This window comes from Gordonia sp. GONU (genome assembly GCF_024733855.1).
In the GTDB taxonomy this organism is placed as follows: domain Bacteria; phylum Actinomycetota; class Actinomycetes; order Mycobacteriales; family Mycobacteriaceae; genus Gordonia; species Gordonia amicalis.
Genome location: NZ_JANRHB010000002.1, coordinates 291,997 through 307,488, shown reverse-complemented (window position 1 = coordinate 307,488; position 15,492 = coordinate 291,997). Strand labels below are relative to the sequence as shown.

Below are 15,492 nucleotides of genomic sequence, written 5' to 3'. Positions count from 1 at the left end.
GGGGCGTCTCAGTGCGCGGTCGGCTGCGCCTCGCGGAGTCTGCGCCGCAACAGTTTTCCCGATGGCGTCCGCGGCACCTCGTCGACGAACGCCATCGACCGCGGCTGTTTGAAGCCGGCGAGGTGGATTCGGCAGTGCGCCACCAGTTCGTCGGTGACCGCGTCGCCGGGCTCCACGCCTTGGGCGAGTTCGATCACCGCGTGGACCCGTTCTCCCATCTCGTCGTCGGGGACGCCGATGACGGCGACGTCGGCGACCGCGGGATGGATGACGAGTGCGGACTCGATCTCTTGTGGGTAGATGTTGACGCCGCCGGAGAGGATGAGGTCGCTGCGCCGGTCGGACAGGTAGAGGTAGCCGTCGGCGTCGAGATGACCGAGGTCGCCGATGGTCTGCCAACCGCGCGCGTTGCGGGCATCCTGGGTCTTGGCGGGATCGTTGAGGTAGCGGAACTCTCGTGTCCCGGCGAAGTACACCGAACCGATCTCGCCGGTGGGGAGTTCGTCGCCCGCGTCGTCGACGATGTGGATCTCGCCGTACACGGCACGGCCCACCGAGCCGGGATGCTCCAACCACTCGGGCGAGGTGATCGCAGTCATGCCGTTGCCCTCGCTGCCGGAGTAGTACTCGAACAACACCGGACCGAACCACTCGATCATCTGCTGCTTCACCGGGACCGGGCACGGCGCGCCCGCATGGACCACCAGGCGCAAAGACGACACGTCGAAGGACGAACGGACCTCGGGGTCGAGTTTCAGCATCCGGACGAACATCGTCGGCACGAACTGGGCGTGCGTGACGTGGTGTGTCTCGATCGCACTGAGGCATTCGCGGGCGTCGAACGACGGCATGAGCACCACGGTGGCGCCCTGCCGCTGCATTGCGAGCGACCAGCCCAGTGGCGCAGCGTGATACAGCGGAGCCGGACACAGGTAGACCGTCGACGAGCTGACCCCGTACGCCGGCATCATCGAGTCGAGCGGGAGGCCGGTGCCGAACGGAGGGAAGTCGTGGGTGGGCTCGATTCCTTTGGGGCGTCCGGTGGTTCCCGACGAATAGAAGAAGTAGTAGCCCTCGATGGGCTCGTGCGTAATGGTCGAGGTGGGGGTGCCGGCGACGATGGATTCGTAGTCGAGGTGCCCGTCGATCGGACCACCCACGCCGATCGCCGTCTCGACGCCCGCGGCACCCGTGAGGATCTCGGCGGCCAGCTCACCGGCCCCGACGCCGGAGATGAGTATCCGTGCACCGCAGTCGTTCACGACATACTCGGCCTCGGCGGCGGTGAGGTGCCAGTTGACCGGGGTGTACATCAGGCCGCAGCGCTGGGCGGCCCACGCGACCTCGAGGAACTCGGGCCGGTTCTCCATCACGATGGCGATGTGATCGCCCTTCGACAGTCCCTGTGCGGCGAAGAAGTCGGCCAGACGTCGCGAACGACGATCGAGGTCGGCGAAGGTGACGCGAGCCGAACCGTCGGCGAGGACGATCGCATCGTTGTCCGGACGGGCTGCGGCGATCTCGCTGAGGTTCATCGCGCCTCCAGGAGAGCGCACAGCGCTTCGTGATGATGGTCGGCATCGCCGTACAGTGCGGCGTTCGCGCGAGCCCGGCGGATGTAGAGGTGCAGATCGTGTTCCCAGGTGAAGCCGATACCGCCATGCACCTGGAGTGCCTCGCCGGCGGTCTTGCAGATCGAGTCGGACACAAAGGCCTTCGCGACACTGACCGCTCTCGCGGTCTCGAGCGATGAGCCCGCTTCGTCGGCGTCGAGTGACATCGCCGCGTGCAACGTGGCGGCGCGGGAGGCCTGCACCCACATGCGCATGTCGGCGCACTTGTGCTTGACCGCCTGGAAACTGCCGATCGGCACGCCGAACTGTTCCCGGGCCTTCGCGTAGTCGACCGAGGTCTCCAGCAGGTACTCGCCGACACCGACGAGTTCGGCGCAGGCCAGGACGGTCATCAGGCGCAGGGTCCGCTCGATGGCCGCGCGGGCGGTGTCCGGGGAGCCGAGTAGCGCCTCCTGACCCACGTGGACGGCGTCGAGCGTGATGTCGTCGAGTTCGCGGGTGATGTCGAGCGATTCGATCCGGCGGATCTTCACCCCCGAGGCGTCGCGGGGGACGAGGAAACGGGCGGGGTTGCCTTCGAGGACGGCGTCGACCAGCAGGACATCGGCCGTCGACGCATCGGCGACGGTCACCTTCTCGCCGGTGATCCGATACCCGGAATCGGCGGCCACGGCGGTGGTCTGCAGCGCGTCGACGGTCGGTGACCGATGGGGTTCGGTGAACGCCCAGGCGGCCGAGGACTCGCCGCTGGCGAGAGCGTCGATCAGCGCGGCGTGGTCGTCGCCGGCCCGCAGCAGAGCGTCGAGTACCGCGACCGTCGGCATGAACGGCGAGGCCGTGACGAACCGGCCGTGTTCGACGGCGACGACGGCCAGGTCGACCACGCCTTGCCCGAGGCCGCCGACGTCTTCCGGTGCGGCCAGTGCAGACCAGCCGAGTTCTGTTCCCTGGCGCCATAATCCGGCGTCGAATCCGGACGGTGAATCCGCGACGGCGCGCGCAGCACCGGGATGACTCTGCAACAGCGATCGCGTCGAATCCCGGATCGCACGTTGTTCGTCTGTCAGCTCGAAATCCATCAATCCTCCGTGCCAGGTGGCAACGTACCGATACAGTTCACTGATTGAGACACGTCACAGTGTAGACAGAACAACATCTCCCCGGGAAGGTTTCACCGTGAGACTCGGTCAGGATCCCGAACTCGACGATCTCCGCCGGCGCGTACGCGAGCTGTGCACCGACAGCGCGCCCCGACGGCCGCACAAAGCAGGGGTGAGGGCGCCCGAGGCGTCGGAGATCCCGGCGCTGCGGAAGTGGACGGCCGAACTCTACGGCCGCCAACTGCTGGGGGTGAACTGGCCGGTCGAGTACGGCGGACTGCCCGATCCGCACCCGCGTCATGAGGCGGTGGTCTCCGAGGAGTTGGCGAAGGCGGGTGCGCCGATGCCGGTGGGTGGCGGACTCCTGGCGGCCTCCGCGATCATCGACTTCGGTACCGAGGAGCAGAAGACTTTCTATCTGCCGCGGATTCGGTCCGGCGAACACATCTGGTGCCAGCTGTTCAGCGAACCCGGCGCGGGCAGTGACCTTGCCGGTCTGCACACACGCGCCCGTCGGGAGGGCGACCACTACGTCGTCGACGGTCAGAAGGTGTGGACGACGAACGGGCACCACGCCGACTGGGGCTACCTGCTGGCCCGGACCGATGCCGACGCCCCGAAACACAAGGGAATCACGGCATTCGCCATCGACATGAAGAGTCCGGGAGTGCAGGTGAGGCCGCTGCGCGAGATCACCGGGACCGCGGACTTCAACGAGATCTTCCTCGACGGCGTGAAGGTGCCGGTGGAGAACGTGATCGGCGAGGAGAACAAGGGCTGGATGGTGACCACGTCCAGCCTCGCGAGGGAACGGTCGAGTGCCGGCGGCGGCGTCACCTTGTTCCGCGCGCTCGACGACCTCGTCGACCTCGTCTCGTCGACGACGCGCGACGACGCACGGCTCATCGACCGAGGCGAGGTACGCCGCGAGGTCGGTCGGCTGACGGCTGCCGTACAGGTCAACGCCCTGCTGTCGGCGTATGGCGAGTCGCGGGCGGTCGCCGGGACGGGTGACGCCGCGGATGCCGCGCTGTCCAAGATCTTCTTCGGCGAGATCAATCTGGCTCTCGCCGAATACGGCATGTCGGTCCAAGCGGGCGATTCGATCCGCGTCGAAGGCGATCCCGCCGCCCATGCCGACGGGTGGTGGCAGGACGCGTTCCTGTACGCCCGTGCCTTCACGATCGCGGGCGGGACCAACGAGGTGCTGCGCAATCTGGTGGCCGAGCGGGGTCTGGGACTGCCCCGTTGACCTCGATACCGCCCTCGGGCAGCCCCTCGGGCCTACTCGGCCGGCGGAGTGGCGGTCTGTGACGGGCGGATCGAACGGTCGACCGAGCCGATTCGCCAATGTGACTTGCCTCTCACGGCAGAGCTGATACCGTGCAATGAGTTAGATGGATTACCCGATTGAGATAGCTAATCGGGTGACCACGGGTCATGATCGGAGCTGAGTTGACCGGGGGAGACGACAGCATCGCGACAGGCCGGGCCGCACCGCGGCCCGGGGCGCCGCCACCCATGGCGGATGTTCAAACAGAAAGTGCTGCAACGGAAATAGCCGAGTGGTCGACGGGTTACGTGCGCCGTCACCCCGGCCAGTCGTTCATCACGGTCGGTGAGCAGATCAAGCTCGGGATCGAGTCGTTCCGCTATCTCTTCTCCGACCTCGTTCGCGGCAAGTTCCCGCTCGAGGCGTTCATCCGCGAGGCGGTGTTCATGGCGAACACCGCACTGGTGCCGACCTTCTTCGTCGCGATTCCGATCGGCGTGACGCTTGCGATCCAGTTCAGTCTCCTCGCCGGCCAGGTCGGCGCAACCTCACTGGCCGGTGCGGCCAGCGGACTCGCGGTGATCCGCCAGGGTGCCCCGCTCGTCACGGCGCTGATGATGGCCGCGGCGGTCGGATCGGCGATCTGTGCCGACCTCGGTTCCCGCACGATCCGCGAGGAGATCGACGCGATGCGCGTGATGGGTGTGTCCCCCATCCGGCGACTCGTTGTGCCGCGCCTGGCCGCGGCGATGCTCGTCGGCACCGCTCTCACCGGCATCGTCACGTTCGTCGGATTCCTCGCCGGCTATCTGTTCAACGTCTACGTCCAGGAAGGGGCGCCGGGCAGCTTCGTCGCGACCTTCGCGTCCTTCGCCACGGTCGGCGACATGGTCCTCACGCTCGTCAAGGCGCTGGTGTTCGGCATGATCGTGGCCATCGTCGCCTGCCAGAAGGGGTTGGCCACCAGTGGTGGTCCAGCGGCCGTCGCCAACTCGGTCAACTCCACCGTGGTCGGGTCGATCATGCTGCTGATGCTGGTCAACGTGCTCTTCACCCAGATGTACGTGATGGTGTTCCCGAGGGCGTCCTTCTGATGAGCGCGTTGAAGGCGGCCGCCCCGTACTACCCGCCCGGCGTGCGGCCTCTGGCCTCCGTCTATGCCTCGGTGACGAGACCGATCCGTCTCCTCGGGCACATGCTGTCGTTCCTCGCACGCGCCATCGTGGGAATTCCGGCCATGTTCCGGCACTACACGAAAGAGTTCCTGCGCATCCTCTCCGACGTGACGTGGGGTAACGGCTCGCTGGTCGTCGGCGGCGGCACGGCGGGCGTCATCCTCGTCCTCGGGGCCAGCGCCGGCGCCATCGTCGGGATCGAGGGGTACAACGCGCTGCGCATGCTCGGTCTCGGTCAGGCGACGGGACTGATCTCGGCCTCGGCGTCGACCCGGGAACTCGCGCCGATCATGGCGGCCCTGGCGTTCGCCTCGCAGGCGGGATGCCGCTTCACCGCCCAACTCGGCGCCATGCGGATCACCGAGGAGATCGACGCGATGGAGACCCTCGCCATCCGCTCGATCCCCTACCTGGTCACCACGCGACTGGTCGCGTCGGTGATCGCCGTCATCCCGCTGTTCGTGATGTGCCTCGTCCTGAGCTATGTGGTGGTCCAGGGGGTCGTCGCACTCGCCGGAGGCGTGTCGATCGGCACCTACCAGCACTACTTCCATCTCGTCATGGCCGGACCCGACATCATCTACTCGGTGATCAAAGCCGTTGTCTTCGTGTCCATCACGACGACGATCCAGTGTTACTACGGCTACTACGCGCGCGGCGGACCCCAGGGCGTCGGCGTCGCGGTGGGACGCGCGATGCGCCTGGGTATCAGCTCCATGATCGTCGTCAATCTCCTTCTGACACTCGCATTCTGGGGAGTCAGTTCCGGATCGAGGCTCGGAGGGTGAGCGTGCGGACGATCTCCCTCGAATCCGAGGCGGGGGGGCCCACGGACCGGATGTTGCTGGTCCGCGGGCTGATCGGTATCGCGGTGATCGCCGCCGTCGTCGCCGCACTGCTCCTCAAGTCGACCGGGGCGCTCGACGACCGGGTGACCATCACCGCTCTGCTGACCGACGTCGGCGACGGCATCCCCGCCAAGTCCGACGTGAAGTTCCGCGGCAGTCTCGTCGGCATCGTCACCGGCGTCGAACCCGGCTCCGACGGTGAACCGAATCGGGTGGCGATCTCACTCGATCCCGCCAGCGCACAGGGCATCCCGGACACCGTGACCGCTCGCGTGGTCCCCAGCAACGTGTTCGCGGTGTCGTCGGTGCAGCTGCTCGACCATCCCGATCAGGCGGGTCGCCCGGTGCAGGACGGGGACACCGTCGAGGCCGACACGAGTCGGGAGACCATCGAACTCCAGACCGTGCTGACCAAGTTGCGTGACATCGTCGACGCCATGGGCCGCGACCGGCGCGACGACACCGTCGGCGTGCTCGCCGCACTCGCCACCGCCACCCGCAGTCAGGGCTCCGAGATCCGCACCGCCGGTGGGCAGCTCGTCACCATCATGACCGAGCTGAACCGCGCCATCGACGACGGTGAGACCCGCTCCCGCCTGAGTGAGCTGGCCACCGCGATGGGGGGACTGCAGCGATCGGCGCCGGATCTGCTCGACGCCGTCCACCACGCCATCGTGCCGATGCAGACCGTCGCCGAGAAACAGGCTGCGCTCACCGATCTGCTGAGCGCCGGGCAGCACACGCTCGGTACCTCGGAAACCGCGCTCGGCAACAACACCGACCGGATGATCACCATCACGAGTTCGTTCGCACCCGTCCTCGACGTCTTCGCCGACGGCGGTCCCGCCCTGGCGCCGATCACCGTCAAGATCGCGAACCTGTCCGAGACGTTCATGACGGAGTTCTGGGATCCGAAGAAGCAGCGCGGGACCGGCCACTTCGTGTGGGCACTAACGCCGCACCGGATGTACTCGCGCGCGGACTGCCCGCGGTACGGCGACCTGGTGGGCAACTCGTGTCAGTGGGCACCGGCCACGGTCGGGCGCCCGACACTGCCTCAGGTGTTGCAACCCAAGAACTACAGGCCTCCTGCCGGACTCATGGGCGGCAACGTCGGACCGGTGGGCAGTCGGGCGGAGATCGAGGCGCTCCGAAAGCTGTTGGGCCCGGGTGCCAACGAGGTGACCGCGCTCCTCCTGGGGCCACTGCTGCGCGGGAGTGACATCAAGGTCGAGAAGCCGGGACAGAAGCCCGATCAGAAGCCGGGGCGCGCACCGGGCGAGCGGGCGACGGAGGGAGGGCGATGAGTTACCGCAGGTCGATCATCTGGCTGTCGTTGTTCCTCGTCGTCGCGATCATGCTGACGTGGACGATCATCAACACCCTGCGTCGCGATGTCTCCGGCCCGACGTCGGCGTACTCGGCCGTGTTCACCGATGTGTCCGGGCTCCGCACCGGCGACGACGTCCGGATGGCCGGTGTGCGCGTGGGGCGTATCGACTCGATCGAGCTCGACGGCAACCTCGCCCGCGTCCACTTCCGCGTCGACGCCCGGCAGGATCTCAGCGGCAACACCAAGGCCGCGGTCACGTACCAGAACATCATCGGCCAGCGGTATCTCGGATTGTCGTTGGGGCAGTTCGATTCTCCTGCCCCACTGGAGCCCGGCGGCGAGATCCCGGTGGATCACACCGAGCCGTCGTTCGACATCTCCGCGCTGCTGAACGGATTCGAGCCGTTGTTCAGTGTTCTCGATCCGGATAAGGTGAACGATCTGTCGAGTTCGCTCGTCGGCGCGCTGCAGGGTGAGACCGGAGCGATCACCCGTTTGCTGGCGCAGACCTCGTCGCTGGCCGAATCCTTCGCGGGCCCGGACGCCTTGCTCGGCGACGTCATCACCGACCTCGGCAAGGTGCTGGCCGGACTGTCCCGGCAGACCGGTGGCATCCAGGAGGTCATCGGACGCGCCCAGGAGATCTTCGAGGCGTTCGCGGCGCACCGTGAGGATCTCGTCGGAACCGCCGACGTCATGACAGAAGTCGGTGGACGCCTCGCGGAGATCGCCTCCGACACCGCACCGTCGTTCGACGCCTTCCTCACCCGTCAGCCGGGCTTCCTCGCGCACTTCGCCGAGAAGAAATCCGAGTTCGAGTACCTGGGAGCCAACGTCCCGCTGCTACTGAAGGGCATGGCCCGCGTGAGTCAGGAGGGCAGTTTCCTCAGCGCCTACGTCTGTGACCTCAACCCCGCCGACTTCGTCCCCTTCCTCACGCCGCTGACCCCGGCGATCGTCGCTGCGGCGACGCCCGGCGGGAAGCCGAAGTACTCACCGATCTGCCAGCCATGAAGACGTCAGGGAACCGCCGCATGACCGAACGATCGCCCCGGAAGCCGATCGCCGAACGGAACTCGCTCTACCTCGGCCTCGGAGGTGTGGGCGCACTCGTCCTCGTCGTGGCGCTCGTCGTCGGCATCAGTGCGATCGACGTCGGGCGCAAGAACATCGAGGCCGAGTTCGCGCAGGCCGGGGAAATCCGGAACGGCGATCAGGTGACCCTCGCCGGCGTGCCGGTGGGGGAGGTCAAGGGTTCGCGTCTCGACGGGAACCGGGTCATCATCTCGATGAACATCGACCGCGGAGTGCGTCTCGGCAACGACACCAAGGCAGCGATCAAACTGACCACCATCCTCGGGTCGCGCTACATCGCGATCACCCCGCAGGGATCGGGATCGCTGGAAGGCGACCGGATTCCGTTGGGAAACACGCAGGTTCCCTACGACCTGCAGGACACGATCGAGGACGCCACCACCAACTTCGAGAAGGTCGACGCCGGTGGACTCGCCGACGCCATGACCACGCTGTCGACGCAGCTGGAGGGCGCGCCGGACGTGGTCCCGGAGGCCATCTCCACCGCGCACACCCTCTCGGAGATCATCGCGACCCGGCGTACTCAGCTCGGCGAGCTGATCACCGGCGCCGAACGTGTCACCACGGTCATCCGGAACCAGGAGAGCAACATCGGGTCGCTGATGGTGCAGAGCCGAAACCTGATGGTCGAGTTGACCCGCCGCCGTGACGCCGTCACCGGGATGTTCAACGCCACCACCGCTCTCGTCGCACAGTTGCACCGCATCACCGTCGTGAACCGTCCGGCGATCGATGCTCTGATCGAGGACCTGAACGGGATGCTCGGCGCGCTCGCCCGCCACGACGACCTGCTGCGCAACACCCTGCAGGCTCTGCCGCTGCCGGTGCGCAACTTCACCAACGCGACCGGCGCCGGCAACTATGTCGACTTCACCGGACCCGCAGGCTTTCTCATCGACTCGTGGATGTGCGCGCTGAGTGGTCGAGCCGAACAGGTCGGACGCGCACCGTATTTCGAGGACTGCCGATGAGACGACCACGTATGCGCACGCTGGTGGTGGTGACGGCGATCGCCGTCGCGGTTGCGGCCACGGTCGCCGCGATCTGGAACCCGTCCACCGGTGCCCACCGGATCGTCGCTCAGTTCGACAGTGCCGCAGGTCTGTACGAGGGCAACAAGGTGTCGGTGCTGGGGATCACCGTCGGCCACATCGCCGACATCAGCCCACGGGGCACCGTCGTCGACGTCACCATGGAGGTCGACGATGAGATCGCACTGCCCATCGACGTGGAGGCGGTGGCGGTGTCGTCGTCGGTGCTCACCGACCGGCACATCGAACTCACGCCCGCCTACTCGGGCGGACCGAAGCTGTTGGGTGATGCATTCCTGCCCCTCGACCGAACCCACACACCGATCGAATTCGACCGGTTGCTGACGATGACCGACAACCTGGCCGGCGAACTCGGTGGAGACGGCAGGGGTGGGGGACCGATCGCGGACATGCTGTCGGTGACCTCGGAGTCCCTGGACGGCAACGGTCCGGCGCTACGCGACGCACTCGGGCAGCTGTCGAAGGCCCTGCGCACCGGAGCCGATCCGAGTGCCACCCGGGAGGCGATCGTGAAACTCGTCGACAACCTCGACGTCCTCACCGAGGCCGCGGCGAACAACGACAAGACGATCCGCGAGTTCGGCGGAAGCCTCCGTGCGATGAGTCAGGTCATCGCGGATCAGCAACTGGGCCAAGGCAACACCGGCGCGAAACTCAATGAGATCCTCGCCAGGACCTCGGAACTGCTCAAGGAGAACCGGATTCCGCTGCGGAACGCGGCACGCGATGCGACGACCGTCACGCGGACGCTGTCCGACTACGAACGCGAGCTTTCCGAGTTCCTGAATCTGACGCCGATGCTGATGAACAACGCGTACAACGCGATCGACCAGCCGAACGGCACCATTCGGGTGCACACCTTCGCCGACCGGATCCTCTTCGACCAGCAGGTCCTCAAGGAGGTCTGCAATCTGGCGAACCTGAAGGACCTCGGGTGCAACACCGGTAAGCCGCAGGATTTCGGGCCGGACTTCGGGGTGACGGCCATGCTGGCAGCGATGGCGGGGGTCGGGCAGAAATGAGCGTCGTACAGCGAATCCGCACCGGGGCCGTCCCTGCCGTGGTGTTCCTGCTGGCCTGCGTCCTCACCGGGTGTTCGGTGGGCCTGGGACAGATCCCGCTTCCGTCCCCGGGCACGAGCGGGGACGGCTTCGAGCTGAAGGCGCAGTTCGACAACGCGCTGAACCTGCCCGCCAAGGCGAAGGTCCGGCTCCTTGGCGCCGACGTGGGATTCGTGGAGTCGATGGAGGTCGACGACTATCTCGCCGACGTCGGCATGCGAATCGCCGACGGTACCCGTCTACCGGACGGAACCCGTGCCGAATTGCGTTCGGCCACGCCTCTCGGCGACGTGTTCGTCGCCCTCGAACCGCCCGCCGAACCGGAGCCGGGCGCCGCCCTCCTCGGTGACGGCGACGTCATCCCGCAGGATCACACCTCGGCGGGTGCGACGGTCGAGGAAGTGCTGTCGACGGCCGCCATGCTGGTCAACGGCGGTGCCATCCGCAACCTCACCGACATCGTCAACGGTCTGGGCGAATCGCTCGGCGACGACGGGCACCAACTCGGCACGCTCGTCCGCCAGTCCACGGTGCTCGTCTCCTCGCTGTCGGAGCGCACCGGCGAGATCGAGGCCGTCCTCGGCGCGGCCGGCCGGTTGGCGTCGACGGTGTCGGCGCGGCAGCAGACCATCGACTCCGCCCTCGCGGCTGCCGGACCCGCACTGTGGACCGTGGCCGACAACACGCAGTCGATCCTGGCGACCGTCGAACAGGTCGACCGGATCATCCGGCAACTCGGCGCGTTCCCCTCGGTGAAGGGGACCGCAGCAGGCGGAATGATGGACGACATCAACCGGATCGCCGCGTCGCTGAACGCCGCGGCGACGGTTCCCGGGGCGAGTCTCGACGCGGTCAACCGCATCCTCGGCCCGATCGTCAAACTGACCAACGCGACTTCGGGGCACACGGATGTGGCGATCTCCCAGTTCGCGATCGGTGCCTTCGACGATCCGAATCACCGAGGTGATCCGGGGTCGCGACTTCCGGACATGCGTGACTGGGAGCAGTTCGTCGGATCGCTGTCGCTCACGCTGATGCGATTGCGTCAGCACGTGGAGCCGGGGGCGCCGCGATGAGCGCGCGGCCCGACCTCGTGGAAACCGGCGCCCGCGGCATCGTCGCCGCGGTGCGATGGGGGCGTCGTCGTCGAAACTGGTTGTCGGTGTTGGGTCTACTGACGATTCTTGTCGTCGGTGTGGCGTACCTGATGCTCGACACCCTGCAGCGCGATCCGACCGCGTCGAACATCCGCGTCGAGGTCGAACTCGCGCAATCCGGTGGGCTGCTTCCGAATCAGGATGTGACACTGCGCGGCGTGCCGGTCGGTCGTGTCGACGCGGTACGGATCGACGGCGAGGGTGTGCGTGTGGTCGCCACCATCGACGCCGGCATCAGGATCCCGGCCGACGGAGAAGTCCGGGTGTCGAGTCTGTCGCCGGCCGGTGAACAGTTCCTCGACTTCCAGCCGGCCAGCGATTCGGCGCCGTTCCTCACCGACGGGACCGTCGTCGAGGAGAAGCGCACCACCACTCCGGTGCCGATGGCCACCCTGTTGGAGAGCATGGATCCGGCTCTCGCCCAGATCGACACGGAACAGCTGAAGCTCATCATGAACGAGCTCGGTACCGGCGACGAGGGTGCGCAGAAGCTCCGCGACATCGTGCGGGGTGGTACGTTCCTGGTGTCGACTCTGGATTCGGTGCTGCCGCAGACCGTGAACGTCATCCGGACCAGCAAGGTCGTGCTCACCACACTCGCGGACACGGCTCCGGGGTTGCGGGCGACTGCGGGCAACCTCGAATCCTCGCTTGCCGGTGTGGGTTCCATGGACGCCGGATTACGCCGGATGCTCGATCAGACGCCGGCCACACTGCGCGACGTCGATCAGCTGTTCACCGACAACTCGCCGACGATGGTGCAGCTGCTCGGCAACCTGGTCACGGTGTCGCAGATGGCATACCTGCGCGTCCCGGCGCTGCGGGAGTTCTTCTTCCCGACGCAGCGCTCGGGGTCGACACTCGACGCGATCAGCACGGCCTTCCGCGACGGCGGGCTGTGGGGCAGTGTCGACGTCTTCCCGCGCGTCCCATGTGATTACGGACTGCCCCGGGCGGCGCCGTCGCGCCCGGACTTCCCGGAACCGTTCCTCAACACGCACTGCAAGAACACCGAACTCCTTCCGCGCGGCGCGGGTGCGGCGCCACGACCGCCGGGGGACGACACGAACCTGCCGAGGCCGGGCAGCGATCCCCATGCCCGGACCGACCCGACTCCACGTGGCCCGCAGACCATTCCGACACCGTTCGGCGGGCCGGACATCCACTTCAACTAGACCACCCGCATCCGATCGAGAGGTGACACCGTGAGCACTGCCACGACGAACAAGACGACCGGCACCAAGGCGCCACGGGGCAAGGACGTCGTCAAGAAGTCGCCCGTGCGCGGGGGCAAGTCCCGACGACCCCGTGAAGAAACGGTCGTCGACGACGTCTCGACCGAGACCGCCGCCGAGACCACCGAGATCGAGGTCGGCGACGCCGAGGCGTCGGACACACCCGAGGTCGCCGGAAAGGGGACGCGTCGTCGTCCCGTGATCCGGGCGGGACGGCTGGCCGGTCTCCTGCGGCCGCGCCGTGTCGTTGCGGTCCTCGCGATCCTCGCGCTGCTCGCCGGTGGGGGATATGCGGGTTGGAAGCTCTACGAGAACCATGCGGTCGACCACGCCGAGCAGCAGGCGGTGGCCACCGCCAAGGACTACGCGGTGACGTTGACCAGCATCGACTCCGGCAGCATCGACCAGAACTTCACCGAGGTCCTCGGCGGCGCGACCGGCGAGTTCAAGGACATGTACTCGCGGTCCAGCAACCAGCTCAAGCAGATGCTCGTCGACAACAAAGCCACCAGCAAGGGTGTCGTCATCGACGCGGGCGTGAAGTCGGCGACGACCGATCGCGTCGTGGTGATGCTGTTCGTCGACCAGTCGATCACCAACACCGCGAGCCCGGAACCGCGCGTCGACCGTAGCCGTGTGCTGATGACCATGGACAAGATCGACGGTCGCTGGCTGGCGAGCAAGGTGGATCTGCCCTGACCATCGGATGCGGACGACTCAGCGTCGCGGCGCCGGCGGGTCCCCAGCCGGGCGCAGCGCCCAGGACGGCACCCAGTGCGTCACCTTCTCCTGCCGGTCCTTGGCGGTGATCGTGTAGGTCACCTTGCCGTACCAGGCGCCCCATTCGTCACGTCCCCACTCGGTCAGAACGCCCAGGTGGACGGACCGTATCTGCAGGCCGTCGGGGTTGTATTCGCCGGTGAAGTGGGGTGCGTTGGGGTAGAGGGCACCCAGGTCGATGAGCACCGCCTTGTGGCCGACCCGCACGAATGCCGGCCGGTGTGGTTGGCCGTTGTCCCCGCCAATCCACTTCATGCTCACGACAGAAGTATCGCACGTGTGTTCGAATCATGGCAGCGGTGGTGGCTGGTCATCTCGCGGGCTACGCGGGCGCAGGGCGGCCCGGCGGAAAGGTGTGTGTGTTGGTTCGCTCCCACCCGTTCCTGCTCACGCCGGATGCGTGAGCAGGAACGAGCGGCTGCGCCGGCGATCGATCAACACTGTGGAGTTGTCAAGTATCAAATGCGGTCCCGCAGGGCCGCGAGTTGGTCGGGGCAGATTGATCCGATGTGTGGCGCAAACTGCCCCAGATCTGGGTGGTCGGTCAGGCGGCGTCGTCGAGTCGCATGGTGCGCCGGTTGTAGGCCGGTTGCGGGCGGCGTTGGGGGTCGATGTGGGCGGGCGGGATGAGCCAGGGGTGGCGGTCGAAGCCGATCATGATGGCCCAGCCGTGGTGGTGAACCTGGGAGTGGCAGCGCTGGCAGAGCAGGCAGCCGTTGTCGAGTTCTGTTTCACCGTCGTCGGACCAGTGCTCGATGTGGTGCACCTGAGTATGTGACGGTGGCGCACCGCATTTGATGCACGACTGGTCTCGGAGGACGATCGCCTTGCGTAGGTGCGGTGGGAACAGTCGTCGTTCGCGACCCATCTGCAGCGGCACGGTTTCGCCGTCGATGATGACCTCGGTCAGGGTGCCGTCGCAGGACAACCGTTTCGCGGTCGCCTGGGTGACCGGTCCGGTCCAGGGCAGGAACGCGGGATCGCCGCCGTCGGCGGGAATGGTCAGCACCACTTGGGTTCGTGGTGTGCCGATCGTGTCGAGGGCGGCTCCGATCGCAGCCTGATCCAACAACAACTCGAGAGCATCGACGCGCCGCCGGCCGACCGAGCGTCGGTCCTCGGCGCCGTCGGGTTCGGGACGCGGCACGGACCGTTCGTCGATCATGGCGATGAACTTCTCACCCACACTCTGGGTCACGTCGGCGTGGATCTCCACCCGATTGTCGTCGGTCATGTGGTGCGACAACGTGTCCAGGGCGCGGTCGTCGCACGCGGGAATGCCGCCCTCCTCGTCGGCGATGGTGTTGCCGATGGACGAAGCGTGCTTGCCGATCTCGGCGGGTGTCGCGCCAGACAAAGCCTGAGCGAGGAGATCGATCTCGTATGCGTCCCGATCGTCGTCGGAAAGCATTGTGGGTGAGCGCTTCTCGATAGCGGCGATGCCGCGCACGATGGCGTCGACGACCTCGCCCGAGAGGCGGCCGTCGGCGGCGCAGGCCTCGACCTTGCTCAAGGTGCCCATCGCTTCGGCGATGCGGGTGGCGCGCGTCGACACCGCGGGTGCGAATCCCATCTCGATCAGTAGCTTCTTAGTGGTCGAGCCCGCCTTCTCTGCGACGCGCAGAGCGTCGAGTGCCGCTGCGTGAGAAACGATCTGGTGATCTACGGTGTTGCGGATCAGGCGCAGGAGATTGAGCTGTTCGAACGTTGCTCGACCGGTGGGGTCATCGGCGGGCGGGGTGATCTCGCCGAGTCGGTCGAGGACGGCGCCGAGCGAAGTGGTGTCGATCATGACGGCAGCTTCCCCTC

General features: G+C 66.8%; 14 protein-coding genes. 10 read left to right on the top strand and 4 right to left on the bottom strand.

The window, feature by feature from the left end:
* Positions 1 to 8: 8 nt before the first annotated feature.
* Together NWF34_RS03330 and NWF34_RS03325 are read right to left on the bottom strand one after the other, a co-directional pair.
* Positions 9 to 1,535 (bottom strand): acyl-CoA synthetase, encoded by a 1,527-nt coding sequence (locus NWF34_RS03330; protein ID WP_258324230.1) that lies wholly within the window; start codon positions 1,533 to 1,535, stop codon positions 9 to 11.
* Complete coding sequence (locus NWF34_RS03325; RefSeq protein WP_258324229.1) at positions 1,532 to 2,653, bottom strand: acyl-CoA dehydrogenase family protein; 1,122 nt, start codon at positions 2,651 to 2,653, stop codon at positions 1,532 to 1,534. The genes NWF34_RS03330 and NWF34_RS03325 overlap by 4 nt, the downstream gene beginning before the upstream one ends.
* A 97-nt stretch (positions 2,654 to 2,750) precedes the next feature.
* Between NWF34_RS03325 and NWF34_RS03320 the strand changes: the two genes are divergently transcribed.
* From NWF34_RS03320 to NWF34_RS03275, 10 genes are all read left to right on the top strand, one after another.
* Positions 2,751 to 3,926 (top strand): acyl-CoA dehydrogenase family protein, encoded by a 1,176-nt coding sequence (locus NWF34_RS03320; protein ID WP_258324228.1) that lies wholly within the window; start codon positions 2,751 to 2,753, stop codon positions 3,924 to 3,926.
* A gap of 269 nt (positions 3,927 to 4,195) precedes the next feature.
* Positions 4,196 to 5,041, top strand: coding sequence for an ABC transporter permease (locus NWF34_RS03315; RefSeq protein ID WP_258324227.1), 846 nt, complete (start codon positions 4,196 to 4,198; stop codon positions 5,039 to 5,041).
* A complete protein-coding gene (locus tag NWF34_RS03310; RefSeq protein ID WP_035760773.1) occupies positions 5,041 to 5,910 on the top strand; it encodes an ABC transporter permease in 870 nt (289 codons plus the stop codon). Before NWF34_RS03315 ends, NWF34_RS03310 begins: the two co-directional genes overlap by 1 nt.
* A complete protein-coding gene (locus NWF34_RS03305) occupies positions 5,907 to 7,277 on the top strand; it encodes an MlaD family protein (RefSeq protein ID WP_258324226.1) in 1,371 nt (456 codons plus the stop codon). Before NWF34_RS03310 ends, NWF34_RS03305 begins: the two co-directional genes overlap by 4 nt.
* Complete coding sequence (locus tag NWF34_RS03300) at positions 7,274 to 8,317, top strand: MlaD family protein (protein ID WP_024499728.1); 1,044 nt, start codon at positions 7,274 to 7,276, stop codon at positions 8,315 to 8,317. The genes NWF34_RS03305 and NWF34_RS03300 overlap by 4 nt, the downstream gene beginning before the upstream one ends.
* A 20-nt stretch (positions 8,318 to 8,337) precedes the next feature.
* Positions 8,338 to 9,369 carry an MCE family protein gene (locus tag NWF34_RS03295; RefSeq protein WP_258324225.1) on the top strand — a complete coding sequence of 344 codons (1,032 nt, stop codon included), beginning with the start codon at positions 8,338 to 8,340 and terminating at the stop codon, positions 9,367 to 9,369.
* Positions 9,366 to 10,472: an MCE family protein gene (locus tag NWF34_RS03290; protein ID WP_258324224.1), complete on the top strand. Its 1,107-nt coding sequence runs from the start codon at positions 9,366 to 9,368 to the stop codon at positions 10,470 to 10,472. The genes NWF34_RS03295 and NWF34_RS03290 overlap by 4 nt, the downstream gene beginning before the upstream one ends.
* Positions 10,469 to 11,587, top strand: coding sequence for an MlaD family protein (locus tag NWF34_RS03285; RefSeq protein WP_258324223.1), 1,119 nt, complete (start codon positions 10,469 to 10,471; stop codon positions 11,585 to 11,587). The genes NWF34_RS03290 and NWF34_RS03285 overlap by 4 nt, the downstream gene beginning before the upstream one ends.
* Positions 11,584 to 12,843, top strand: coding sequence for an MlaD family protein (locus NWF34_RS03280; RefSeq protein ID WP_024499732.1), 1,260 nt, complete (start codon positions 11,584 to 11,586; stop codon positions 12,841 to 12,843). Before NWF34_RS03285 ends, NWF34_RS03280 begins: the two co-directional genes overlap by 4 nt.
* Positions 12,844 to 12,873: 30 nt before the next feature.
* The gene (locus NWF34_RS03275) at positions 12,874 to 13,602 is read left to right on the top strand and encodes a hypothetical protein (RefSeq protein ID WP_024499733.1); all 729 of its coding nucleotides are present in this window, start codon (positions 12,874 to 12,876) and stop codon (positions 13,600 to 13,602) included.
* An 18-nt stretch (positions 13,603 to 13,620) separates the two neighbouring features.
* On the opposite strand, the gene NWF34_RS03270 is transcribed toward NWF34_RS03275, so the two are convergent.
* The gene (locus NWF34_RS03270) at positions 13,621 to 13,938 is read right to left on the bottom strand and encodes a hypothetical protein (RefSeq protein ID WP_024499734.1); all 318 of its coding nucleotides are present in this window, start codon (positions 13,936 to 13,938) and stop codon (positions 13,621 to 13,623) included.
* A 289-nt stretch (positions 13,939 to 14,227) separates the two neighbouring features.
* Positions 14,228 to 15,475 carry a DUF222 domain-containing protein gene (locus NWF34_RS03265; RefSeq protein ID WP_024499735.1) on the bottom strand — a complete coding sequence of 416 codons (1,248 nt, stop codon included), beginning with the start codon at positions 15,473 to 15,475 and terminating at the stop codon, positions 14,228 to 14,230.
* Between the last annotated feature and the right edge of the window lie 17 nt (positions 15,476 to 15,492).

Coding starts and splice junctions, on each gene's coding strand:
- NWF34_RS03330 (WP_258324230.1), bottom strand. CDS start 1,535: ATGAACCTCAGCGAGATCGCCGCAGCCCGTCCGGACAACGATGCGATC.
- NWF34_RS03325 (WP_258324229.1), bottom strand. CDS start 2,653: ATGGATTTCGAGCTGACAGACGAACAACGTGCGATCCGGGATTCGACG.
- NWF34_RS03315 (WP_258324227.1), top strand. CDS start 4,196: ATGGCGGATGTTCAAACAGAAAGTGCTGCAACGGAAATAGCCGAGTGG.
- NWF34_RS03310 (WP_035760773.1), top strand. CDS start 5,041: ATGAGCGCGTTGAAGGCGGCCGCCCCGTACTACCCGCCCGGCGTGCGG.
- NWF34_RS03300 (WP_024499728.1), top strand. CDS start 7,274: ATGAGTTACCGCAGGTCGATCATCTGGCTGTCGTTGTTCCTCGTCGTC.
- NWF34_RS03295 (WP_258324225.1), top strand. CDS start 8,338: ATGACCGAACGATCGCCCCGGAAGCCGATCGCCGAACGGAACTCGCTC.
- NWF34_RS03290 (WP_258324224.1), top strand. CDS start 9,366: ATGAGACGACCACGTATGCGCACGCTGGTGGTGGTGACGGCGATCGCC.
- NWF34_RS03285 (WP_258324223.1), top strand. CDS start 10,469: ATGAGCGTCGTACAGCGAATCCGCACCGGGGCCGTCCCTGCCGTGGTG.
- NWF34_RS03280 (WP_024499732.1), top strand. CDS start 11,584: ATGAGCGCGCGGCCCGACCTCGTGGAAACCGGCGCCCGCGGCATCGTC.
- NWF34_RS03270 (WP_024499734.1), bottom strand. CDS start 13,938: ATGAAGTGGATTGGCGGGGACAACGGCCAACCACACCGGCCGGCATTC.
- NWF34_RS03265 (WP_024499735.1), bottom strand. CDS start 15,475: ATGATCGACACCACTTCGCTCGGCGCCGTCCTCGACCGACTCGGCGAG.